Source organism: Streptomyces sp. NPDC006691, from assembly GCF_042869955.1.
Classification (GTDB): Bacteria; Actinomycetota; Actinomycetes; order Streptomycetales; family Streptomycetaceae; genus Streptomyces.
This window is the reverse complement of sequence record NZ_JBIAGW010000017.1, coordinates 79236-99518: the sequence shown is the minus strand read 5'-3', so window position 1 is coordinate 99518 and position 20283 is coordinate 79236. Positions and strand designations below refer to the sequence as shown.

The window sequence follows — 20283 nt, the reverse complement described above, 5'->3', positions numbered from 1 at the left end:
ACGAAGGATCGAATCATGGACGAGAACACCCACTACCAGGTGCTGCGCAACGACGAAGAGCAGTACTCCCTCTGGCCGGTCGACATCGAGGTGCCCGCCGGCTGGCAGCCCGTCGGCAAGGAGGGGACCGAGTCCGAGTGCACCGCGTACGTCGACGAGGTCTGGACCGACATGCGTCCCCGCAGCCTGCGCGAACGCATGGAGAACACCGGAGCCTGAGGCCCGGCCCAGCGGGCTGCGCCGGACCGGACCGACCGGTCCGGCGCCCCGCTCCTCCGCGACTGCCCAGGCAACCCGCCCGCGCTTCCCCAGGGGCCGGGACCCCCGCATTCCCTGCCGCGCCGACACCGAGGAACCCGACATGACCCCCGAATTCCACACCGACCGCCTGCACTTCCTCCCTTACCGGGCAGAGGACGAGGAGCACTTCGTGTCCCTGCTGCGCGACGAGGACGTGTGCCGGTGGATGGGCCAGGACCTCGTGCCCGAACCCGAACTCCGCGCGTTGTTCACGGCGATCCTCACCGAGGTGTATCCACGGCGGCGCTTCGACGTCTGGGGTGTGTGGCAGGACGGCGTGTACGTCGGTCACGCAGAGGTCAAGAAGACCGGCAACGTACCCGGCCACGAATTGGTGGCCGCGCTCCTGCCCGCGTACTGGGGCCGGGGTCTGGGCGGAGAGGCGGTCAGGGGACTCCTGGGACACGCGGCCGATGACCTTGGCCTGACCGAGGCCTGGGGCATGGTCGGTGCGGACAACACCGCCAGCCTCGCGATGTGCGAGCGGCTGGGCTTTCAATACGTCCGCGATGTGGTCGGTGACGACGGATCGGTGACCAAGATGCTGAGGATCCCCACGGCCGGCACATCGGAGAGACAGCCCGAGGGAGAGCAGAGACGGATGTCGCTGGACTGATCTCGGACCGGCTCCCGCCGGCTGCCCCGTCGAGCTGTCGCGCGGCGAAGAGGTGCTGGGCCTGTCAGCTCCCGTTGATGTCGGCCGGCATGGGATCCTCGGGGCATGGAACTCGTCTCGCTCGAACTGGCCTCCAACCGCCTGCGTGATGCCCAGGAGGCGCTCGACGCCGCTCGGGCCGATACCGAACTCGAAGCTGTGGCGGCCCTCCGTCGCGGAGGTGCCGTGGAAGCGATCTGCGAGCTGTCCGGCCTCAACCCGCACGATCTGCTCCGCTTGGAGAAGGTGACCGGCCCTATTCCGGCCAACTGACCTCGAACACCGCCGTTCTTCGGACGGTCTTGCCCCGATCTCAGGGCCCGCCGGACTTCACCTGTGCCCGGCCCCTCCACCGGAACTGAAGGACGTCGGGCCACCTGCGCGTGCGGACGCGGTTCGGTAAAAGGCGCGTAGGTGCGCGCAAAGCCGCAGCATGGTTGTTCGTCGGCGTGGTGGCCCTGACAGCACTGGTTTCACTGGCGACAGTTCCGTCGCCCGGACCCCCTGCCCGGCCGGCCACGTGAGCGAGGCCGGGCGCAGCCCCCGTGGGGTGGCGGTCAGCGCCAGCGGTTGTTGCTGGTGTGGTCGCCGGCGAGCCAGCGGGCGAGGTCGGTGTGTGCGGTGGCGCGCTGCTCGGCGTCGATCCTCTCCACGTCGGCGTGGTCGACGGCGAACTCCAGGATCAGCCCGTTGGGATCCGTCACATACAGGGAGACGCAGAAGCCGTGGTCGAGCACGTGGGGGTTCGCTTCCTGGAGGCCGGCCGCGTGGATGCGCTCGCGGATGGCTTGCTGCGTGTCGGCATCGACCTTGAAGGCTATGTGGCGCAAGGGAGTTGTGTTGATGTCGGTCCTGAATTCCGCCTGGTCCCGGGGGTCGGCGAACTGGAAGAAGGCGAGCGCACTGCCGTCGGCCAGGCCGTAGAGGGCATGACTGTAGGCGCGCTCGACGCCGGCCAACTCCTCGCGCTCGGTCCATGTGGCCACCAGGGGCAGGCCGATCACGTCCTCGTAGAAGCGCCGGTTGGCTTCCTGGTCATCGGTGATCCAGGCGTGGTGATGGAGTCGCAGGGGCAGGGTGTGGGCCTGCTGCTGGGGCCGGGCCTGTGTCTGCGTCTGCATCATGTCGAGTCATCTCCGTTGTCCGGTTGGGGTGTTGGGTCGGTCGCCGGCGCCGGCGCCGGCGCTGGGGCTGGTTGGCGACGTGGTGAACAGCATGCCGCCGAATCAGGTTGAACGTTAAATCAGTTTGGGCCATGTTTTACGAGCGACCGCCGGAGTTCGCGGGGCGCACGAGCGGCCGAGGAGGCGACTTCCGGGGCCGGCTCCCTTGCTCGACCTGGCGCGGGAGTTGCGGCGCTGGGTCGAGGAAGGACGCGACTTCGCGGCAGCCACCGTGGTGGTCGTCGGCGCGGGCTACGTGAAGTCGCCCTCGCGGAGGGGGAGTTGGCGCGGTTGTGCTCCCCGGTCGTCCTCAACCTCGGCGCCTGTGCGGCCGAGTCGACCGCCCAGTCCTTCGCGGCCGAGGACATCGCGACGCGGGAGGGCGGCACAGGCGCTCACGGACCGGAGCGGGCCGAGCCACCTTGTCAGGAGCGGGCGGCCTCCCGGGCCCGCTGGGTGGCAGGTCCGAGTTTTGCCGAGGTCGGCTGTTCAAGGCGGCGACAGCGTTGCCCGTCCCGTAGGTGCGGGGCTCCATGACGGCACGGCCGCGGGCGATGCGGCAGAGGCGGGCGCCCGCGCACCGGTCAGGCGGTGTGTGCTGCCACCGCGTCGAGAAGGTCGGGCCAGAGTGCGCGCGGGCGGTCGTGGCCCATGTCCGGAATCAGCCGGAGTACGGCCCCGGGCACCAGTTCAGCTGTGCGCCTTCCGCCGCTGGGGTCGATCAGCGTGTCGTCCAGGCCGTGGATCACCAGCGTCGGCACCCGGAGTTCGCGGAGGGCGTCCGCACGTGAACCGCCGAGGACCATCGCCCCCAGCTGTCGGCCGATCCCCGCCGGGTAGTAGGCGCGGTCGTAGCCGGCGGCGGCCAGCTCACGCAGCGCGGCGGCGTCACCGTATCGCTTGGAGGCCCAGATGAGCTCCCTCTCCGCCGCTGCGACATATCCGGCGCGGTCCGATGGCTTCGGGCTGAAGAGCACCGCTTGAGCCTCCGGGCTGGACCGGCCGTACTCACTCTCACCGGTTGAGGACATCATGGATGTCAGGGTCAGGACCCGGTCGGGAGAGCGAATGGCCATCGCCTGGGCGATCATGCCTCCCATCGAGGCGCCGACCACGTGGGCGCGTTCGATGCCGAGCGCGGTGAGCAGACCAAGACCGTCGTCGGCCATGTCGCCGAGCCGGTAGGGAACCATCGCGAGGGCGGCAGGGATGTCGCCCGAGCTCACGGCGCTGATGAACTCGCCCATGTCGACGGGGTGATCGTGGAACCTGGTGGACAGTCCGCAGTCCCGGTTGTCGTAGCGGATCACGTATCGGCCCCGGTCCGCCAGTGCCCGGCAGAAGTCCTCGTGCCAGCCGAGCATCTGCGTCCCGAAGCCCATCACCAGCAGGACAGCGGGATCGGCGGGGTCGCCGAAACTCTCGTACGCGAGGGACAGCTGGGGAGACACATCGACGTTCGGCACAGCCGGATGCTTTCATGCCCGGCCGGGCGGCGCATTGCCATATCCCGGCCCGCGGCGAGCCGGTGCGGTCGGGCCGTCCATGCCTTCCACGAGGAGGGCACCAGCATCGGCGCCGCCGGCACTCGATCGCGCGACATCCGCCGGAGGCCTCCCCGACAGGACAGCGGAGCCGCATGTATGAGGGCAGGCGGGTGTCTGGCGCACGCCCCCACAGGCGTCATTCGTCGAGTGCGGTCAAGCCGTCCTCCCAGCGACGGCGCCGCTGCGCCGCGCTCTGTTCCCACCAGGGAGTGCCGCGTTCCCCAAGAGCCACCTTCGCACGCTGCACGCGCGCGCGGGCGGCCCGTACCGCTGCTTCGTCCTCCTCGGAGAGGGCCGAGCGCACCGCACGCCGGGCCGCCATGAGGTGCTTGCGCAGCCGGGCCGCGATGTCTTCCGGGAGCATGGGGTCGGTCGCTCGCCACTTCCGCCCGCCGATGACGACGAAGTGCCCGTCAGGGGTGTGGTCGAGTCGCCGGCCGGAAGACATACGGCCGATTCTGCCCGTCCGGTTCGAGTCCCACCAGATCGACTGGGCCGGGTGGCGGGACCGACCTGGGGCCGCAGCCGCGGGAGGATTTCCCGCGGCGGCAGTGGTGGGAAACCAGGGTCCGCCGGACCGGGTGTGCGTGCGAGAGGGCGGTGGATCGTTCCGCGGCGAACAACGCGCGCGTCCTTGTCGATCAGCAGCAGGAAGTCCGGTCTGCGGCCGGCGCGGTTCGCGCACGGAACGGGTCGGGGCAAGCGGCGGGGCATCGTTGTGCGTCCGCGATAGGGGTCCGTCGATCGGGGAAGACGTAGGGGTGTGAAGCTGATCAGTGAGCGCGACGAACGGGCGGCGGTGCCCCCAGCATGGCTGCGTTTCGGTGCCAGTGCCGTAGCGGTGGCCGGCGCCGCATTCGCCGGAGGAAGAGCCGTCGATGCGGACAGCGTCTGGTACCGGACTCTGCCCAAGCCGTCCTGGCAACCGCCTTCGTGGGCCTTTGGCGTGGTCTGGACACCGCTGTACGCCACGATTGCCTACGCTGGCGGACGTGCGTCGGGGGCTGCGCCCACGGGGGCGGAACGCAGGCGCCTTGCGGCGAGCATGGCCGTCAACCTCTCACTGAACGCCGGGTGGAATTGGCTGTTCTTCCGTATGCGAAGTCCGCGTGCCGGCCTCGCGGGCACGGTACTGCTCGACCTCAGCAATGCGGAGTTGATTCGTCGTACCGCCCGATCCGACCGCACCGCGGCCAGGATTCTGCTTCCCTACGCGGCTTGGTGCATGTTCGCCACGGCGCTCAACGGCTCCCTCGTTCGCCAAAGCAGCAGGCCGCCCGCATTGAGCCGCGCCGTGCGTGTGCCGCAGCCGTAACACGCGTGCAGACCTCGGTTGGGGAAGAGCGCGCGTCCTTGAAGGGCGGTGTGCGCCGTCCGGCCCGCGTCACGGCGGATCGGTCCGGCGGCTCCATGTACCGGGGCTGCTCCGTGCACTGGGTGTCCGGGTCAAGGCCGGCGCCTGTGGGCTTCGGCCAGGCGCCGCAGGACGGGGTTGCGGCCTCGGACGGGGACGGTCCACAGCGTGTGGCCCTCGGTTTTCCACTGGCCGAGGAGGGCGTTGGCGGCGAGTATGCCGCTGGTTGCGGCCCGCTCCATCAGAGCCACTGGCAGTCCGGTCCGCACGAGGTCGCCTGCCACCACGAGTTGCGGATGGCTCGTACGAACCGTCGGACGATCGGTGTATCCGCCCACTGAAAACAGCGGGCAGTCGGCACGCCACTCGTGACGTTCGTCGATGATCCGAGCGCGGCGGGTCTCCGGATAGACCGTTCGCAGCTGCCGGATGAGACGTTGCTGTTCCGCGGCCTGGTCGGCGCCCTCGTCCACGGCGTAGGCGTGCAATTCGATGACCGATCCTCCGGTACGCCGTGACCACTGGAGGGCTTCCCGCTCCCAACGCTCCAGAACGCTGACGTTGTCCAGGCCGCCGTAGCCGCTGGTCCCCAGGAACCCCGGACGGTCGGAGCGTACGGGGCGGTCCAGCCACAGCCGGGAGACGAGAAAAGGGGGAGCTGTACGCAGTCTGGCGACGCGCTGGTGCCATGAGGCGTCGGCGATGGCTGGACTGCTCCCGGCAACGGCCCGAAGTCCGTCGGTGTCGAGGGCCAGGACGCACGCGTCGAATCGCTGGTCGCGGCCGCCTGCGCTGATGCGGAAGCCGTCGCTGCGAGGGCCGATGTGTTCGACGGGAGTGGAGCAGCGTACGTCGACACCGAGTCGCTCCAGGTAGCTGCCCAGGGGGTTCCACAGGGCGGTGGGGAACGGGTCGTTGGGAACGTCGAAGAGGAGGCCCTCCGAGGAGCCGAGAAAGTAGATGTGGAACATCAGGGCCATCTCGGCCGCGGACAGGGTGCGTGGGTCGGCGAAGAAGCTCCGCGAGAACACTTCGAACGCGAGGTGGTGGGCTGCTTCGGGAAAGCGGATGGAGGAGAGGAAGTCGTGGGCGCTCGTCGTATCCAGGCGGTCGTAGACGTCCGGCACGCGGACGTCCATGAGGGGCAGGGCGGCCGCCGCGTTCATGCGGGGAAGGTCGCGCAGGCGGAACGTGGGACTGGTGACAGCGAACGCCATCGCGCTCCAGGGGGGAGTCCGGGGAACGCGGCGGAAGCTGTCCCTGGGTCCCTCAGCGTGCCAGAGCGGATAGTCGGGAAGGCGCGTGAGGCGGGTGAGTTGTGGGTCTGTGCGTCGCAGGAGGGACCGCAGGTTGTAGTACTGGCGGAAGAAGGCGTGGAATCCACGGCTCATGGTGACGGTGGAGCCGTCCTGGAGCGTCGTGGACCAGCCGGCCAAGCGGCCGCCCAGCATGCGATCGCGTTCGAACAGCGTGACGCGGACCCCTCGTTCGGCCAGTGCCGTAGCCGCTGCCAGGCCGGCGATTCCGCCCCCGACCACGGCCACGGCAGGAGGCTCCCCAACGACTTTCGGTGACCCTGGCCCGGCGGGGACGCGGTGTGCCCGCCGGTCCCTCGCCCCGGGAGCCACATCAGGAGCGCGCCTCACGCGGGCGTCTCCTCGTCCCTGAGCTCCCCGGGGGTCCCGGGAGAGGTGTCGCGGTGTTCGCTCCGGCCAGTCAAGTTCCTCATCGGCAAGCCTCCGGTGGTGGCGATCGGTGTGCCCGGCTCGGCAAAGTCGTGGCCCTTGCCATCGCCTGTTGAGTCGGCCGGTGCAGTGGGTGGACGTGGCGTTTCGTGACGTGGCCCGGGGGTGCGCGGGGTTCTTGGGCGTGGAGCGCCCGGCACACCTGTCTACGGTCCTGGCGAGGGGCGCCTTCTGCGGGTCGGCAGTTCCATGGTGCTGCGGAGCATCGATCCGACAGGGGTGTGCAGGCCGATGGCGATGTCCTGGAGCAGTGTGGTGTCCCCGTCGAGGAAGCGCAGCAGGTGCGCCATGCGAACGCGCGAGAACAGACGGGTGAAGAACTCGCTGCCGTCCAGGCGTCCGTTCGCCAGACCGTGGAGAAATACGGCGTCCATTGCCTGCGACCGTCGTGCATGCGGTCGTGGTGGTGCCGGAGCACGCCCCTGGGTGAGAGCCCGCGCCATCGCGTCGGTCTGCCGTTGGATGGTGGCGAAGGTGTATCCCGTGGACGGCCGGGTGGCACCGCCGGCCGCGCCGATCCGGAAGACCGAGGGAGCGCTGCGACGGGCGAAACGGGCGTCCGTCATGGGGATCACACCGCTCTCCGTCCCGTCGATGGCGAAGGTGCCCACGCCGAGGATTTGCCGGACGTAGGTCTGCAGTGCGCGACCGTATTCCCGGTGCGGCAGTACCGCACGGGAGAACTGGGTGTATTCGACGAGTGCCGTGTGGCGGCTGGTAGGCAGCGCGTAGAAGAACGCCAGACCGCGCTGCGGCTGCGGGGTGCGGAAGTCCATCAGCTCCACGCGCGCGGGGTCGAAGGCCGGCTGTTCCGTGCGGATGAACCAGCCGTGGAAATGCTGGAGCAGCGTTGTGCGCGCGGGAGGGAGGCCTTTCAGCGGACGGGAGTCGAACACCCAGCGTGCTGAGAGGGATTCCCGCGTGCCGTTCGGGGTCCGCAAGTGGACGCGGGCCCCGTCGGCCGCATCGTCGATCCTCTCGACGGTGCCTTCGCGCTGCGTGAATCCGGGACGTTCCGAGAGGCGACGCGAGATCAGGCGCTCGAAGTCGTCGGAGCGGATCATCTTGTACCGGAGCGGGTCGATGCAGTCGTCGAAGGCGGCTCCCCGCGGACTGTGCACACGGAGCATGGACCAGGACCTGGTGACTGCCGCGTCGTACCGTCCGACGCCCGCTTCCCAGAAGCACCAGGTGCGCCGCGGTGGACGCAGCGGGCCCGGGGGAGCGTCGATCAATCGCACAGTGAGCGAGCGCGGGCCTGTCGCGCAGAGGCGGTCGGCCAGGGACAGCCCTGCCGCGCCCGCGCCGATGATGGCCACCCCCACACGTTCCACCACTGCCTCCCGAGTTCGCCGCCGGCTCCTGGAGACCCTTCCACCCGCGCGGGGTTCCTGGATGCGCGCCACGCGCGCGGGTTGTGAGGCCGGCGGGCGGCACCGGCGTCCTCGGGTCTCGCGCGGCCAGTGCCTACTCCGATTGACGCTTTGGCGCATCCGAACACGTCCTGCGGGGGGAAGCACTTCACAACATGCCCAGCCGATCCCACCCAGAGGAGCAACCATGCGCCCCGACGAGGCAGCGCGTGCCACCACGGATCGCTCCGCGTGGCGCCCGCCGCGGCTGCGCGCTGCCGGACCGGCGGGCGGACAGCCGCTGGGCTCGGCCGACGAGCGGCTGGCCACGCTGGTACGGGAGATCGACCTCGACGTACCCAGGGCTGTCCAGGGCCGGCTCGAAGGGCTTTTGGCCGAGCGGGTGAAGGAGGCCCACGACGCCCACGAGACGTTCGGGCGGGACATCGCCGACCGCGTTGCCCGGTTCGCCTTGGGCAGTGGCCGCCGCATCCGGCCGCAGTTCCTGTGGTGGGGCATGCGAGCCGCGGGGCTGCCCACGTTCGAGGAGCTCGTCGCCGCACTCCGCCTGGGATCCGCCCTCGAACTCATCCAGACGTGCGCCTTGATCCACGACGACGTCATGGACGGCTCCCCGTCTCGCCGCGGACAACCGTCGGTCCACGTGGATCTTGCCGCGCAATACGGCGCGAGACCGGGCGCGGCAGCCACTCATTTCGGTGAATCGGCCGCGGTCCTCGCCGGCGACCTCGCACTCGCCTGGGCGGATGACGAACTCGCCGCGCTCGATCTGCCGGCGGCGCGGACCATCAGCGTGCGAGCCGTGTGGGCCCAGATGCGCATGGAGATGGTGGCCGGCCAGTACCTGGACGTCCAGGGCGAAGTGACGTGCAACAGATCCCTGACACGGAGCCTGCGCGCCGCTTACCTGAAGACCGCCCTGTACACCGTGGAGCGGCCCCTCCAGCTGGGCGCCCTGATCGCCTGCGTGCGGGAGCCCGCGGCGCGTGGCCTGCGCGCCGGCGGCCGGAACATCGGACTCGCCTTCCAACTGCGCAATGACCTCATCGACGTCTTCGGACACCCCCAGGGTGCGACCAATCCCCCCGGGGCCGACGTGCGTTCGGGCAAACCCACCTACCTCATCGCCCTCGCCCAGGCCCGCGCGGAAGCGGATGGTGACCACCGTGCCCTGGCCGTTCTGCGCAACAACGTCGGCCGGCCGGACCTCGACGACACGGGCCTGAACGAGGTCCGCCAGGTCATCGAGCGCAGCGGGGCCCATCAGCTCGTCCTCGACAAGATCGGTCGACTGCACGCCCAGAGCATCCGCCATCTGACCAGCGTGGACATCGACCCCGTGGCCGCGGACCGGCTGACGCGGCTGATGGACGCCGCCGCCGGGAAGCACACACCCGACATCCCACGAGAACCCGCACGGAAGACGGGCCCGGCCCGGACCGGCGCGGACGAGGTGGCCTCCTCGTGAAAACTGTGGGCGGACGAACCGACCACGTCGTCGTGGTGGGCGCGGGTCTTTCCGGCCTGTCGGCGGCGCTGCACCTCCTGGGCAGCGGCCGACAGGTGACCGTGGTCGAACGCGACGCGCTTCCCGGCGGACGGGCAGGGCGCCGCACGCTCGGCGGCTACCACATCGACACCGGCCCGACCGTGCTGACGATGCCGGAGCTGGCTGACGAGGCTTTCCGCGCAGTCGGGGAAAGCCTCCATGACCGGGTCGAGCTGATCCCTCTGCACCCCGCCTACCGGGCATCCTTCGCCGACGGCACCGCACTCGATGTCCACACGGATGCCGACGCCATGACGCAAGCGGTCGAGACCTTCGCAGGCCCCGACGCGGCCGCGGGATACCAGCGACTGCGCCGCTGGCTGCACCGCCTCTACCAGGCGCAGATGAAGCATTTCATCGACACCAATTTCGATTCGCCCCTCCAGCTCCTGACCCCCGACCTCGCCCGGCTCGCGGCCCTGGGCGGCTTCGGCCGCCTCGACACACAGATCGGCCGGTTCATCAAGGACGAGCGGCTGCGCAGGGTCTTCTCCTTCCAGTCGCTGTACGCGGGAGTGCCCCCGGCCCGCGCCCTCGCCGCCTACGCCGTCATCGCCTACATGGACACCATCGCCGGCGTCTACTTCCCCCGCGGAGGCATGCACGCCCTGCCTCAAGCCATGGCCGACGCAGCCGAAGCGGCGGGTGCCGAGTTTCGGTACGAGCACGCTGTGACCCGGCTTGAGAGAAAGGGGCACCGCGTCACAGCCGCGATCACCGAACACGGGCGCATCCCCTGTGACGCCGTCGTTCTCACTGCGGACCTGCCCGCGGCCTATCGGCTGCTGGGCCGGACTCCACGCCGATCCGCGCCGCTGCGACGCGCGCCTTCCGCCGTGATCATTCACGCCGGGACGGACCGCACGTGGCCCCAGTTGGCCCACCACACGATCTCGTTCGGTGCTGCCTGGCATGAGACGTTCGACGACATCACGCGGCGCGGCAGGCTGATGGCCGATCCTTCGCTGCTCGTCACCCGTCCCACCGCCACAGACCCGTCGCTCGCACCACCCGGAAAGCATCTGCACTACATCCTCGCGCCCTGCCCCAACACCGACACCGGGCCGAACCCCGCGCAGTGGCGCGACCTCGGCCCTCAGTACCGAGCAGACATCCTCGATGTACTGGAGCGACGGGGCCTGGAAGGCATCGGCGCATCCATTGAGGAACAGTGCCTGGTCACTCCTGCCGACTGGACCGCTCAGGGACACGGTGCGGGTTCACCCTTCTCGGCCGCCCACACCTTCACCCAGACAGGCCCTTTCAGGCCGCGCAACCTGGTACGTGGAACGGACAATGTCGTGCTCGCGGGCTGCGGAACGACGCCCGGCGTCGGGGTGCCGACCGTGCTGCTGTCCGGAAAACTCGCCGCCGCACGGATCACCGGCGGCCCGGCCCCCACCCGTCCAGCACCGACGGCACGCGACTACAGCAAGGGAGCGTCGTCTTGACCGCCAGAGAACTCGACGCCGCAGCCATCACCGACCCGGCCCTGCGCGAGGCGTACACCCACTGCCGACGGCTCAACGCACGCCACGGCAAGACATACTTCCTCGCCACCCGACTTCTTCCCGCCGATCGGCGCAGCGCCGTTCACGCGCTGTACGGATTCGCACGCTGGGCGGACGACATCGTCGACTCCACGGACCCCGGGCAGTCCGTCGCCGGCCGGGCGGCGGCCCTCCAGCACCTCGCCGCGCAGTTGAGAGCGGGCCTGCGCGCAGGCCACGGAGACCAACCCGTCGTCCACGCCCTCGCGGACACCGCACGCCGTTACGCCATCGACCACCAGCACTTCGCGGACTTCATGAAAGCGATGCACGACGATCTGTCGGTCACCGACTACGCCACCTACACGGACCTGCGGCGCTACATGCACGGCTCGGCGGCCGTCATCGGGCTCCAAATGCTCCCCGTACTGGGCACCGTGGTGCCCAGAGCCGAAGCGGAGCCCCACGCGGCCGCCCTCGGCGTCGCCTTCCAGCTCACCAACTTCCTGCGGGATGTCGGAGAGGACCTGGACCGCGGGCGCGTGTACCTGCCCGCGGACCTGTTGCAGGCGCACGGTGTCGACCGGCAACGCCTGCGGTGGAGCCGCGACACCGGCCGCCGCGATGTGCGCATCACCCACGCCCTGCGGGCCTTCGAGTCGATGACGCGCGGCGTCTACCGCGAGGCCGCGCCCGGCATCGCCATGCTCGCGGAGGTGTCACGTCCCTGTATCCGCACCGCCTTCATTTTGTACGCAGGCATTCTTGATGCGATCGCCGCCGACGGTTACGCCGTGCTGCACCGGCGGGCAGTGGTTCCCCGAAGCCGGAGGATCACCGTCGCCGTCGACGGCCTTGTCCGCGTCGTCCGCGCGCGAATCCGCTACCGACGGACCGGCCGCCAACCGTGGGGCGAGGACCTTCATCCGGGCACCGAGCGGATGCCGGCGATCCGCCCGTCGGACGTGTGCCAGGAGATGGCGTGATGAGGCGGGGACGAGGCGGCCGCCGCATCCCGCTCACCTTCCGCAGGGACCCGGTGTCCTGGGACCGTCAGCCTCCCACCTGGCGCGAGGCTCGCCCCGCTGTCATCGAAGCAGCGCTCGAAAGAGCGCAGAACCGTCCTTCAGGCAACTGGTACGTCATCGGCGCGAGCGACGCGGTATCACCGAACGCCCCCCTGGGCCGCACCATCGCCGGGCGGGAAATCGTCCTGTGGCGCGACCCGGACGGCGAGGTGGTCGCGGCGCCGGGAGCGTGCCCCCACCTCGGTGCACCCCTGAAAGACAGCACCGTGCGCTGCGGCGTTCTCGTGTGCCACTGGCACGGCATGGCGCTGACCAGGGAGGGAGTCGCGGGCTGGCAGCCGCTGCCCGTCCACGACGACGGCGTCCTCGTCTGGGTCCGGCTGGACGGGGCCGGCAAGGAGCAGCCTCTGCAGAGCCCCGTGATCCCCGTACGGCCGAGTCCGGCACGGTCTGTCAATGCCGTCTACACCGGAGTCGGCCGGTGCGAACCCGCAGACATCGTGGCCAACCGCCTCGACCCCTGGCACGGTGCCTGGTTCCACCCGTACTCCTTCGTCGACCTCCGTGTCACGGACGGCCCCGAGGCGGGCCCCCACCCCGATGACGACGCCTTCGTGGTCGACGTCTCCTTCCGGCTCACTTCGCGCCTCGTCGTACCGGTCAGGGCTGTTTTCACCGCGCCCGATCCCCGCACAGTCGTCATGCGCATCACAGACGGGGAGGGGCAGAGCTCGGTGGTCGAAACCCATGCCACGCCACTGACACCGCACGGGCACCGCAGCCCACGCACAGCCGTCGTCGAAGCAGTGATCGCCACATCTCACCGCCCCGGCTTCACGATCGCGCGACGCGCGGCCCCGCTGCTCCGCCCACTGATGCGGACCGTCGCCGCCCGGCTGTGGAGCGACGATCTGGCCTACGCCGAGCGGCGCTGGCACCTGCGCAGCCAACCACCGCCCCGGTAAGGGGCCGCCGAACAGAGCCGCCGTGAACGCCGCGCCGGCCGGGACCGGCGCGGGGTCGCGCGGCCTACGCGGCTATGCGGCGGCCACACAGGAGTCGCCGAGCTGGTGGCGCAGGGCGAGCAGGCCGCGCCGGATATGACTCTTGACGGTACCCAGAGGCACTCCCGTCAGTTGCGCGATCTGGGCATGCGTCAGGTCGCGGTAGTAGGCAAGGGCCACCATGCGGCTCTGTGCGGGGGGAAGACTGCGCAGTGACGAGGACAGCAGCGCGCGGTGTACTACGGCCACCTCGTACTCGCCCGTGCCGGCAGGGCCGTTGCGCGCGGCAAGGGTCGTGGTGAGGAGAGTGCGGCGGGTTCGCGCGGCGAGGGCGTCGGCGATCTTTTTCCTGGTGATGCCGACAAGCCATGCCGAGACGGGCCCGCGGGACGGATCGTAGGTGCGGCGACCGTGCCAGGCTGCCAGGAATACCTGCTGAGTGACATCCTGCGCCTCCTCGCGGTCGCCCAGTTTGCGGACGGCCAGCCCGTGGACGGTGCCGGCCGAGCGATGGTAGAGCTCGGCGAACGAGGAGAGGTCCCCGTTCAGCAGACGTGCTCCCAGATCGTTCTCGGCCTCTTCCCGGTCACGCGCCGGTGCGGGCCGATCGTGCGCGCACGGCCGCAGGCTTGTGGTGTTCATGCAGAGCTCCCTGGCTTCGCGTAGCGCGGCAGTGCGGCCCGCAAGCCATCGGCTCGGCGGACCTCGGACACCTGCATCCTGTTCGCGATCTCACCGGCGAGCCAATACGCAGCGTTTGTGCATCGTTTCTTCCGTCGGCGGCGACGCGGGCCAGTTGCAACGCTTCACGCCGGAGAGCGGCATGCCATGGGCTAGTGCCACACCGAACCTTCGGCACACGCCGTCCTAGGGCACTCCGTCTTGCAGCGTTGTAGGCAGGGCTTTCATCCGTAGAGTGGGAGCATGACCAGTCCCGTAGCCCGCACCCCCGCCGTCGAGGCTCCGGGCGAGCACTCCCCGCTGACCACTGGAGCGGTCGCCCGCAGCCTCGGAGTCTCACCAGCCACGGTGCGGTCCTGGGAGCGCCGTTACGGCATCGGCCCGGCCGAGCGCGAAGACGGCCGTCACCGGCGGTGGATGCCGCAGGACGTGGCGACGATCCAGGAAATGTGCCGGCTGGCCGCACTCGGCGTTCCGCCGGCCGAGGCCGCTCGCACGGCGCTCAAGCTGCGGGTCAAGGGCTCGGCCGATGCCGTGACATCCGCTCCTGTCGCGCATTCCGTCGCAGGGCGGACCCCGGGCGGGCGCGACGCGCTGCCGCTGGGCGACGTACGCCAGGAATGCCGGGGCCTGGCTCGTGCGGCGGTCCGCCTCGACGCCCCGGCCGTCGCCCAGCGACTGACCGACGCACTGGAAGAACACGGCCTGGTCACCGCGTGGGAAGAGATCATCATGCCCACCCTCCACGCGGTGGGCCGCAAATGGGCGACCGCCGGGGAACGGTACGTAGAGGTGGAGCACCTGCTGTCGTGGCAGGTGTCATGCGCCCTGCAGAGGTTGCCGCAGACGACTGCCGAGGGTGCGGGTCCGGCCCCCGTGCTGCTGGCCTGCACGCCCCAGGAGCAGCACAGCCTGCCGCTGGAAGCTCTCGCAGCCGGCTTGGCCCAACGGGCCCTGCCGGTGCGGATGTTCGGTCCTGCCCTGCCGGCCGGCGCCCTGGCCGACGCGGTGCGCCGCATCGGCCCGGCCCTGGTGGTCCTGTGGTCCCAGAGCCGGGCGACGGCCTTGCCGGAGCTGGCCCGTCAGGTCGCCGGGATCGGATGGGGCATGAAGGGCGCACGCCAGCACCCCCAGCTGCTGCTGGCCGGGCCCGGCTGGGCCGGGGCGCCGCTCGCACCGGGGTGGGGGAGGCTGACCGGCCTACGTGCCGCCCTGTACACCATCGAGACGCACCTCTCGGCGTAGCTCCCTGCTCCCTGCTCAGGGGGTGCGGGCCTGCTGGAAGGCTCAGGGGGTGCGGGCCTGCTGGAAGCGGGCGCGTGCGTCGGCGAGGTCGACGAGCGGATCGGGATACTCGAAGCGGGCCCGGTCCAGTCCCTGGAGTTTCCACGGCTCGTGCACCGCCGCTCCGGGCAGATCGGCCAGTTCGGGGACCCAGCGGCGTACGTACTCGCCGTCGGGGTCGTAACGCTTGCCCTGGAGCACGGGGTTGAGGACCCGGTTGGGGCGGGTGTCGGTGCCGGTGCCCGCCATCCACTGCCAGTTCAGCTGATTGTTGGCGATGTCTCCGTCCACCAGGAGATCCAGGAAATGGCGGGCGCCGATGCGCCAGTCGACGTAGAGCGTCTTGGTGAGGAAACTCGCGGTCACCAGGCGGGCGCGGTTGTGCATCCAGCCTTCCTGGGAGAGCTGACGCATGCCCGCGTCGACCATCGGATATCCCGTCAGTCCTCGCTTCCACGCCTCGATCTCCTCACCCGCGTCGGCCTCGTTGCGCCAGTGGTCGTCGCGCGGACGGTAGTCGAGATGAGCGGTGTCCGGTCGTGCCGACAGCACCTGGTGGTGGAAGTCCCGCCAGCACAGCTGCCGCACAAAGGCCCTGGCCCCCGCGCCGCCGGCCAGGCGGGCTCGGTGGACCGCCTCCACGGGGGACAGCGTCCCGAAGTGCACATGAGGCGACAGCCGGGAGGTGGCGTCGCCCGCGAGATCGTCGTGACCCTCTTCGTAGGTGTCGATGCCGGTGCTCAACCAGGACGCGAGCAGGCGCCGTCCCTCACTCTCGCCACCCGTCGCCAGCGCGGGGGAGATCCCGACGATCTCATGTCGCCGGGGAAGCGGATCGCAGGAGAGGCCATCGGGGACGGGCACGGCCCGGGGCGCGGCCAGCGGCGTGCGCTGCCGCACCTGGTCCCACTGGCGCCAGTAGGGGGTGAACACGGCGAACGAGTCCGCGCCGGCCGGCGCGAGCGCGCCCGGCGCCACCGCGGTGACGACACCGTCATGTGCGTAGAGGCGTCTGCCCTCGGCCCCCAGCATGCGCCGCAGCCTCTCCTCACGCCGGCCGGCGTAGCCGCTGACGCCGGCCGACATGTGCACTTCGTCGGCATCGGACTCCAACACCACTTGCCGTACCGCGGCGTACACATCGCCGGACCGCACCACGAGACGCCCTCCTCGCTCGCGCAGCGCGGCATCCAGATCGGTGAGGCAGTCCGCGAGGAAGGCCCGGCGATTGGGGACGGCGAAACCGGCCCGGGCCACGGCGTCGTCGAGGACGAACAGCGGAACGACTTCATCGGCTGAGGCCAGTGCGGCCCGCAGGGGCGGGTGATCGTGCACTCGCAGGTCGGAGGTGAACAGGACGACGGAGACGCTCATACCGACCCCTTGAGAGCAGTGGAAAAGGGCGCTTGATGATCCGGAGATCCGGCCGCACCCGGATGTGCGGCTGATACTTCCGCTACTTCCGCGCTGGACCGCGCGACGGATGCGGCCTGAACGCCGCGGCGTGCGAGGTCAGGCCCTGCGGCCGCGGCCGCGCCGTCGCCGCGCGGGCGGTGTTCCCGAGGCCGCACGGGCGATGTTTCGGGCCATTCCGCCGAAGACGAAGGAGTGGAAGGGGGAGACGCTCCACCAGTAGAGGTGGCCCAGCAGACCGCGCGGGTGGAACAGGGCGCGCTGACGGTACCGGGCCCGTCCGCCGGGGCCCCGGTCGGCGCGCAGCTCCAGCCAGGCAAGCCCGGGCAGCCGCATCTCGGCACGCAGCCGCAGCAGTCGCCCCGCCTCGATCTCCTCCACCCGCCAGAAATCCAGCGAGTCACCCACCCGCAGCCGTTCGGCGTCCCGCCGGCCGCGGCGCAGGCCAACCCCGCCCACCAGCCTGTCGAGCCAGCCGCGCACGGCCCAGGCCAGCGGGAAGGAGTACCAGCCGTTCTCACCGCCGATGCCTTCGATCACTCGCCACAAGGCCGCCGGAGAGCAGTCGACCGTCAGCTGCCTCTTGTCGGAGTACAGGCTGCCGCCCGCCCAGTTGGGGTCGGTGGGCAGGGGATCACTGGGCGCACCGGGCAGCGTGGCGGACGACCAGCGAGTCGTGACCTGGGCGTCACGAACGCGCCGCAAGGCCAGCTCCAAGGCCCGGTCGAAGGGCAGCGGGGAGCCCGGCGGATCAGGCACGTACTGGGCGATGTCGTGCTCGTCGCAGACGACCTCGTGCCGCAAGGACTCGGCCAGCGGTCGGGCCAGAGCACGCGGGACGGGGGTGATGAGGCCGATCCAGTGGCTGGACAGGCGCGGCGTGAGCATGGGGACGCGCACGATCAGCCGCCGCGGCAGTCCCGCGACTTCGGCGTACCGGCGCATCATCTCCTCGTACGTCATGACGTCCGGGCCGCCGATGTCGAAAGCACGGTTCAGGCCCTCAGGGACCGAGGCGCTGCCCGTCAGATAGCGCAGGACGTCGCGTACACCGATGGGCTGGATGCGCGTGCCGACCCAGCTCGGGGTGACCATCACCGGAAGCCGCTCGGTCAGATACCGCAGCATCTCGAAGGAGGCCGAACCCGAGCCGATGACGACAGCGGCCCGCAGCACCACTGCGGGCACGGACGAACGCAGAAAGATCTCCCCGACCTCTGCCCGCGACCGCAGATGCGGCGACAAGTCCTCCGGCCGCACACCGTTCGGCGTCAAACCGCCCAGGTAGACGATCCGGCCCGTGCCGGCGGCCTCCGCGGCATCGGCGAACGTCTGCGCACAGTCGCGGTCCGTGTCCTCGAAATCGCGGCCCGTTCCCAGGCCGTGCACCAGGTAGTAGGCCACATCTACGTCCTGGAGCGCTGCGGCTACCGAGGCGGCGTCCTTCACGTCGCCCCGCACCACATCCACGTCACCGACCCACGGGTAGTCCCGGAGCTTTTCCGGCGCTCGCGCCAGACAGCGCACCCGGTGGCCGGCCGCGAGCAGCTCCGGCACCAGTCGACCCCCGATATAGCCGGTCGCCCCGGTCACCAGGCAGGTGACACCCGCTGTCGCACCAGATCCCATCAGTCGCTCCCGAATCGGCTTCCGGCCGCCCGCCGAGCGGTCCTTACCTTTGATCCGTCCGCCAGGAGTGCTGCACCGGATGCACCGGAAGCGCCCCGAGTCCGAAGGCGCTACGGCCAGCCACTGACAGCCACCAGCCACTTACCGCCCTACGCGGCCCGCACGGCAGATAGACCCAATACGGGGTTGCTGGCTGAAGGCCGACGCGCGGCATGCCCGCAGGCAGCGGGTGCTGGGGGTGTGATGTGGCCGGCCAAGCGGCGCAGGGCCAATTCGGTGAATTGCTTTGTGAGTGCAACCGAATACGCCGCTCCCCATGAAGAGCCAGTAAGTGCGCAGGAGGAATTCGGCTCAGAGAGGCATCACGTCATGAAACTTCACGACGAGTTCCCGACGGATCACAAGCTCGCGCAGGTCTATCGCTGGGGCGCTGCCCTCTGCGGCCTGGTACTCCTGCTGTTCGGGTGCCTGGGATTCGCCGATCAGCTCAGTCCCTTCAATACCCACGGCAGCCACATCGCCGGGATGAGCACCAATGGCGTCCTGAGCCTCCTCTCCGTCATCTTCGGCCTGGTCCTCATCGCGGGTGCGATCGTGGGAGGAAATGTGGCCTCGACCGTCAATATGAGCGTCGGAGCTCTCTTCCTGCTCAGCGGATTCGCTCACGTCTTCATCCTCGACAAGCCAGCCAACTTCCTTGGCTTCGGCATGACCAATGTGGTGTTCAGCTTCCTCATGGGACTGGTCATCCTCACGTTCGGCATGTACGGGCGTGTCACCAGTCGGCTCCCGCACGACAACCCCTACTGGCGGCGTCGGCACCCACGCCAGGCAGCCCGCGAGGCCGCCGCACGACGCGCTGCGCTCCGTGCCCCCGCCTCTTTGCCGGGGACCGGGAGCAATACCGGCCGTGCACGATAGGGCAGGGCGGATGATTGCGGGCGGGGGAGGTCGAGCTTGGCCTCATGACGTGCTCGACGAGCGCGGTCCGCCCGACCGATGCGCACGGGAACCAGCCCAGGAATGAAGGCAGTTGCGGCAGCGTAGGCTCGATCGTGGCAAATCCTCTGATGCGAAGTGGTGGAACGAGTGAGGGGGCGGACTGTCCGCCGGGCCGGTCCGCCCCCTCGGAGGTCGTGGCAGAGCTAGCTGCCGGCTCTGCTGCCGTGATTGGCGTTCCTCTTTCGCCGGGCCTTCTTCTTGCGGGCACGCTTGGACATGAGGGTGCTCTCCGTAACCTAGGTAGTGGACGAGTCAGGCGGTGTGGCCTACGAGCAGGGCTGCCAGCTTGTTGAGGCGTTGTACCGAACGGTTCTCCGTCGCGGCCGGCGCCGGGTCGACCCGCTGGTCACGGTCGTAGTAGGCGCCGTTGACGATCTCGACTGCGGGGTCGCAGAGGCGTACCACGTGTGTCGCGCCTTCGGCGGGCGTGGCCCCCTCGTGTGCGTACAGCGGGAGCAGTGCCGTGTCACAGATGCCGGGGTGGACGGAGACGGCGGCCACGCGCGGGTCGGACGCGAATACGGTCAGCGCGAGCTGCGCCTGGGCGTAGGCGGCGAGCCGGGAATAGCGCCGTGAGCGGTTGGGGTCGCTCCACTGGATGCTGCCGGTGCGGTGCAGCGAGGAGGACACGTTGACGACGCGTCCGCCGGGGGTGCTGGTCAGCGCCTGTTCCAGGAGGCAGGTCAGCAGGTAGTGGGCGAGGAAGTTGACCTGGAAGGCGATCTCGTTGCCGTCGGCGGTGACGGTGTGTCGCTCGGGGGCCGCCATCCCCGCGTTGTTGACGAGGACGTCGAGATGGGGGTGGGTCTCGATGACCCTGCGGGCCATGGCCTCGACTTCCTCCAAGTGGATGAAGTCGGCTGAGACGGGGCAGAGTTGGCGCGCGTCGACGGTGGGAGTCGTCGCGATGAGCGCGTCGACCGCCGCCTGCGCGTTGTCGGCCGTGCGGCCGTGGACGAGGACGGTGGCTCCGCGCTGGGCCAGCTGCCGTGCGGCTTCGAAACCGATTCCTGCGGTGGCTCCGGTCACCAGAACGGTGGTACCGGTGAGCAAGGTGGAAGACATG

General features: G+C 70.0%; 19 protein-coding genes. 10 read left to right on the top strand and 9 right to left on the bottom strand.

Annotated features, from left to right (window positions below):
• The first annotated feature begins 15 nt into the window (after positions 1-15).
• From ACFYNP_RS29740 to ACFYNP_RS29730, 3 genes are all read left to right on the top strand, one after another.
• On the top strand, positions 16-219 hold the full coding sequence (locus ACFYNP_RS29740; protein WP_388789738.1) for an MbtH family protein: 204 nt from the start codon (positions 16-18) through the stop codon (positions 217-219).
• Positions 220-361: 142 nt separating this feature from the next.
• Positions 362-916, top strand: a complete 555-nt coding sequence (locus ACFYNP_RS29735) for a GNAT family N-acetyltransferase (protein WP_388420197.1) — start codon at positions 362-364, stop codon at positions 914-916.
• Between the two features lie 105 nt (positions 917-1021).
• Complete coding sequence (locus ACFYNP_RS29730; RefSeq protein WP_388420196.1) at positions 1022-1228, top strand: hypothetical protein; 207 nt, start codon at positions 1022-1024, stop codon at positions 1226-1228.
• 284 nt (positions 1229-1512) lie between these two features.
• Here ACFYNP_RS29730 and ACFYNP_RS29725 read toward each other — a convergent pair whose 3' ends face one another.
• The 3 genes from ACFYNP_RS29725 to ACFYNP_RS29715 all read right to left on the bottom strand — a co-directional run bounded on the left by ACFYNP_RS29725 (position 1513) and on the right by ACFYNP_RS29715 (position 4113).
• Positions 1513-2079, bottom strand: coding sequence for a VOC family protein (locus ACFYNP_RS29725; RefSeq protein WP_388789736.1), 567 nt, complete (start codon positions 2077-2079; stop codon positions 1513-1515).
• A gap of 623 nt (positions 2080-2702) precedes the next feature.
• Positions 2703-3584, bottom strand: coding sequence for an alpha/beta fold hydrolase (locus ACFYNP_RS29720; protein WP_388789733.1), 882 nt, complete (start codon positions 3582-3584; stop codon positions 2703-2705).
• A gap of 217 nt (positions 3585-3801) precedes the next feature.
• Positions 3802-4113 (bottom strand): hypothetical protein, encoded by a 312-nt coding sequence (locus ACFYNP_RS29715; RefSeq protein ID WP_388418196.1) that lies wholly within the window; start codon positions 4111-4113, stop codon positions 3802-3804.
• 315 nt (positions 4114-4428) lie between these two features.
• Here ACFYNP_RS29715 and ACFYNP_RS29710 point away from each other — a divergent pair, with 315 nt between their 5' ends.
• Positions 4429-4980, top strand: coding sequence for a TspO/MBR family protein (locus ACFYNP_RS29710; RefSeq protein ID WP_388418199.1), 552 nt, complete (start codon positions 4429-4431; stop codon positions 4978-4980).
• A gap of 131 nt (positions 4981-5111) precedes the next feature.
• Here ACFYNP_RS29710 and ACFYNP_RS29705 read toward each other — a convergent pair whose 3' ends face one another.
• Both ACFYNP_RS29705 and ACFYNP_RS29700 read right to left on the bottom strand, forming a co-directional pair.
• Complete coding sequence (locus ACFYNP_RS29705; protein ID WP_388789730.1) at positions 5112-6665, bottom strand: FAD-dependent oxidoreductase; 1554 nt, start codon at positions 6663-6665, stop codon at positions 5112-5114.
• Positions 6666-6910: 245 nt separating this feature from the next.
• Complete coding sequence (locus ACFYNP_RS29700; protein ID WP_388789727.1) at positions 6911-8098, bottom strand: lycopene cyclase family protein; 1188 nt, start codon at positions 8096-8098, stop codon at positions 6911-6913.
• A gap of 226 nt (positions 8099-8324) precedes the next feature.
• On the opposite strand from ACFYNP_RS29700, the gene ACFYNP_RS29695 reads away from it, so the two are divergent.
• From ACFYNP_RS29695 to ACFYNP_RS29680, 4 genes are read left to right on the top strand one after another with little or no spacing between them, the layout of a single operon-like run.
• Positions 8325-9605: a polyprenyl synthetase family protein gene (locus ACFYNP_RS29695; protein ID WP_388789724.1), complete on the top strand. Its 1281-nt coding sequence runs from the start codon at positions 8325-8327 to the stop codon at positions 9603-9605.
• The gene (locus ACFYNP_RS29690) at positions 9602-11137 is read left to right on the top strand and encodes a phytoene desaturase (RefSeq protein WP_388789721.1); all 1536 of its coding nucleotides are present in this window, start codon (positions 9602-9604) and stop codon (positions 11135-11137) included. The genes ACFYNP_RS29695 and ACFYNP_RS29690 overlap by 4 nt, the downstream gene beginning before the upstream one ends.
• Positions 11134-12162: a phytoene/squalene synthase family protein gene (locus tag ACFYNP_RS29685; RefSeq protein WP_388789718.1), complete on the top strand. Its 1029-nt coding sequence runs from the start codon at positions 11134-11136 to the stop codon at positions 12160-12162. Before ACFYNP_RS29690 ends, ACFYNP_RS29685 begins: the two co-directional genes overlap by 4 nt.
• Positions 12162-13169 carry a DUF5914 domain-containing protein gene (locus ACFYNP_RS29680; protein WP_388789716.1) on the top strand — a complete coding sequence of 336 codons (1008 nt, stop codon included), beginning with the start codon at positions 12162-12164 and terminating at the stop codon, positions 13167-13169. Before ACFYNP_RS29685 ends, ACFYNP_RS29680 begins: the two co-directional genes overlap by 1 nt.
• Before the next feature lie 72 nt (positions 13170-13241).
• On the opposite strand, the gene ACFYNP_RS29675 is transcribed toward ACFYNP_RS29680, so the two are convergent.
• Entirely contained in the window at positions 13242-13850 is a 609-nt protein-coding gene (locus ACFYNP_RS29675) for a sigma-70 family RNA polymerase sigma factor (RefSeq protein WP_388789713.1), read from the bottom strand.
• 282 nt (positions 13851-14132) lie between these two features.
• Between ACFYNP_RS29675 and ACFYNP_RS29670 the strand changes: the two genes are divergently transcribed.
• Positions 14133-15134 carry a MerR family transcriptional regulator gene (locus ACFYNP_RS29670; protein ID WP_388789711.1) on the top strand — a complete coding sequence of 334 codons (1002 nt, stop codon included), beginning with the start codon at positions 14133-14135 and terminating at the stop codon, positions 15132-15134.
• A 42-nt stretch (positions 15135-15176) separates the two neighbouring features.
• Here the strand turns inward: ACFYNP_RS29670 and ACFYNP_RS29665 are convergent, their stop codons facing one another.
• Positions 15177-16547: a cryptochrome/photolyase family protein gene (locus ACFYNP_RS29665; protein ID WP_388789708.1), complete on the bottom strand. Its 1371-nt coding sequence runs from the start codon at positions 16545-16547 to the stop codon at positions 15177-15179.
• Positions 16548-16685: 138 nt separating this feature from the next.
• Entirely contained in the window at positions 16686-18215 is a 1530-nt protein-coding gene (locus ACFYNP_RS29660) for an SDR family oxidoreductase (RefSeq protein ID WP_388418230.1), read from the bottom strand.
• 369 nt (positions 18216-18584) lie between these two features.
• Between ACFYNP_RS29660 and ACFYNP_RS29655 the strand changes: the two genes are divergently transcribed.
• Entirely contained in the window at positions 18585-19136 is a 552-nt protein-coding gene (locus ACFYNP_RS29655) for a DUF4383 domain-containing protein (RefSeq protein WP_388789705.1), read from the top strand.
• 333 nt (positions 19137-19469) lie between these two features.
• Here ACFYNP_RS29655 and ACFYNP_RS29650 read toward each other — a convergent pair whose 3' ends face one another.
• A complete protein-coding gene (locus ACFYNP_RS29650; protein ID WP_388789702.1) occupies positions 19470-20282 on the bottom strand; it encodes an SDR family NAD(P)-dependent oxidoreductase in 813 nt (270 codons plus the stop codon).
• Between the last annotated feature and the right edge of the window lies 1 nt (position 20283).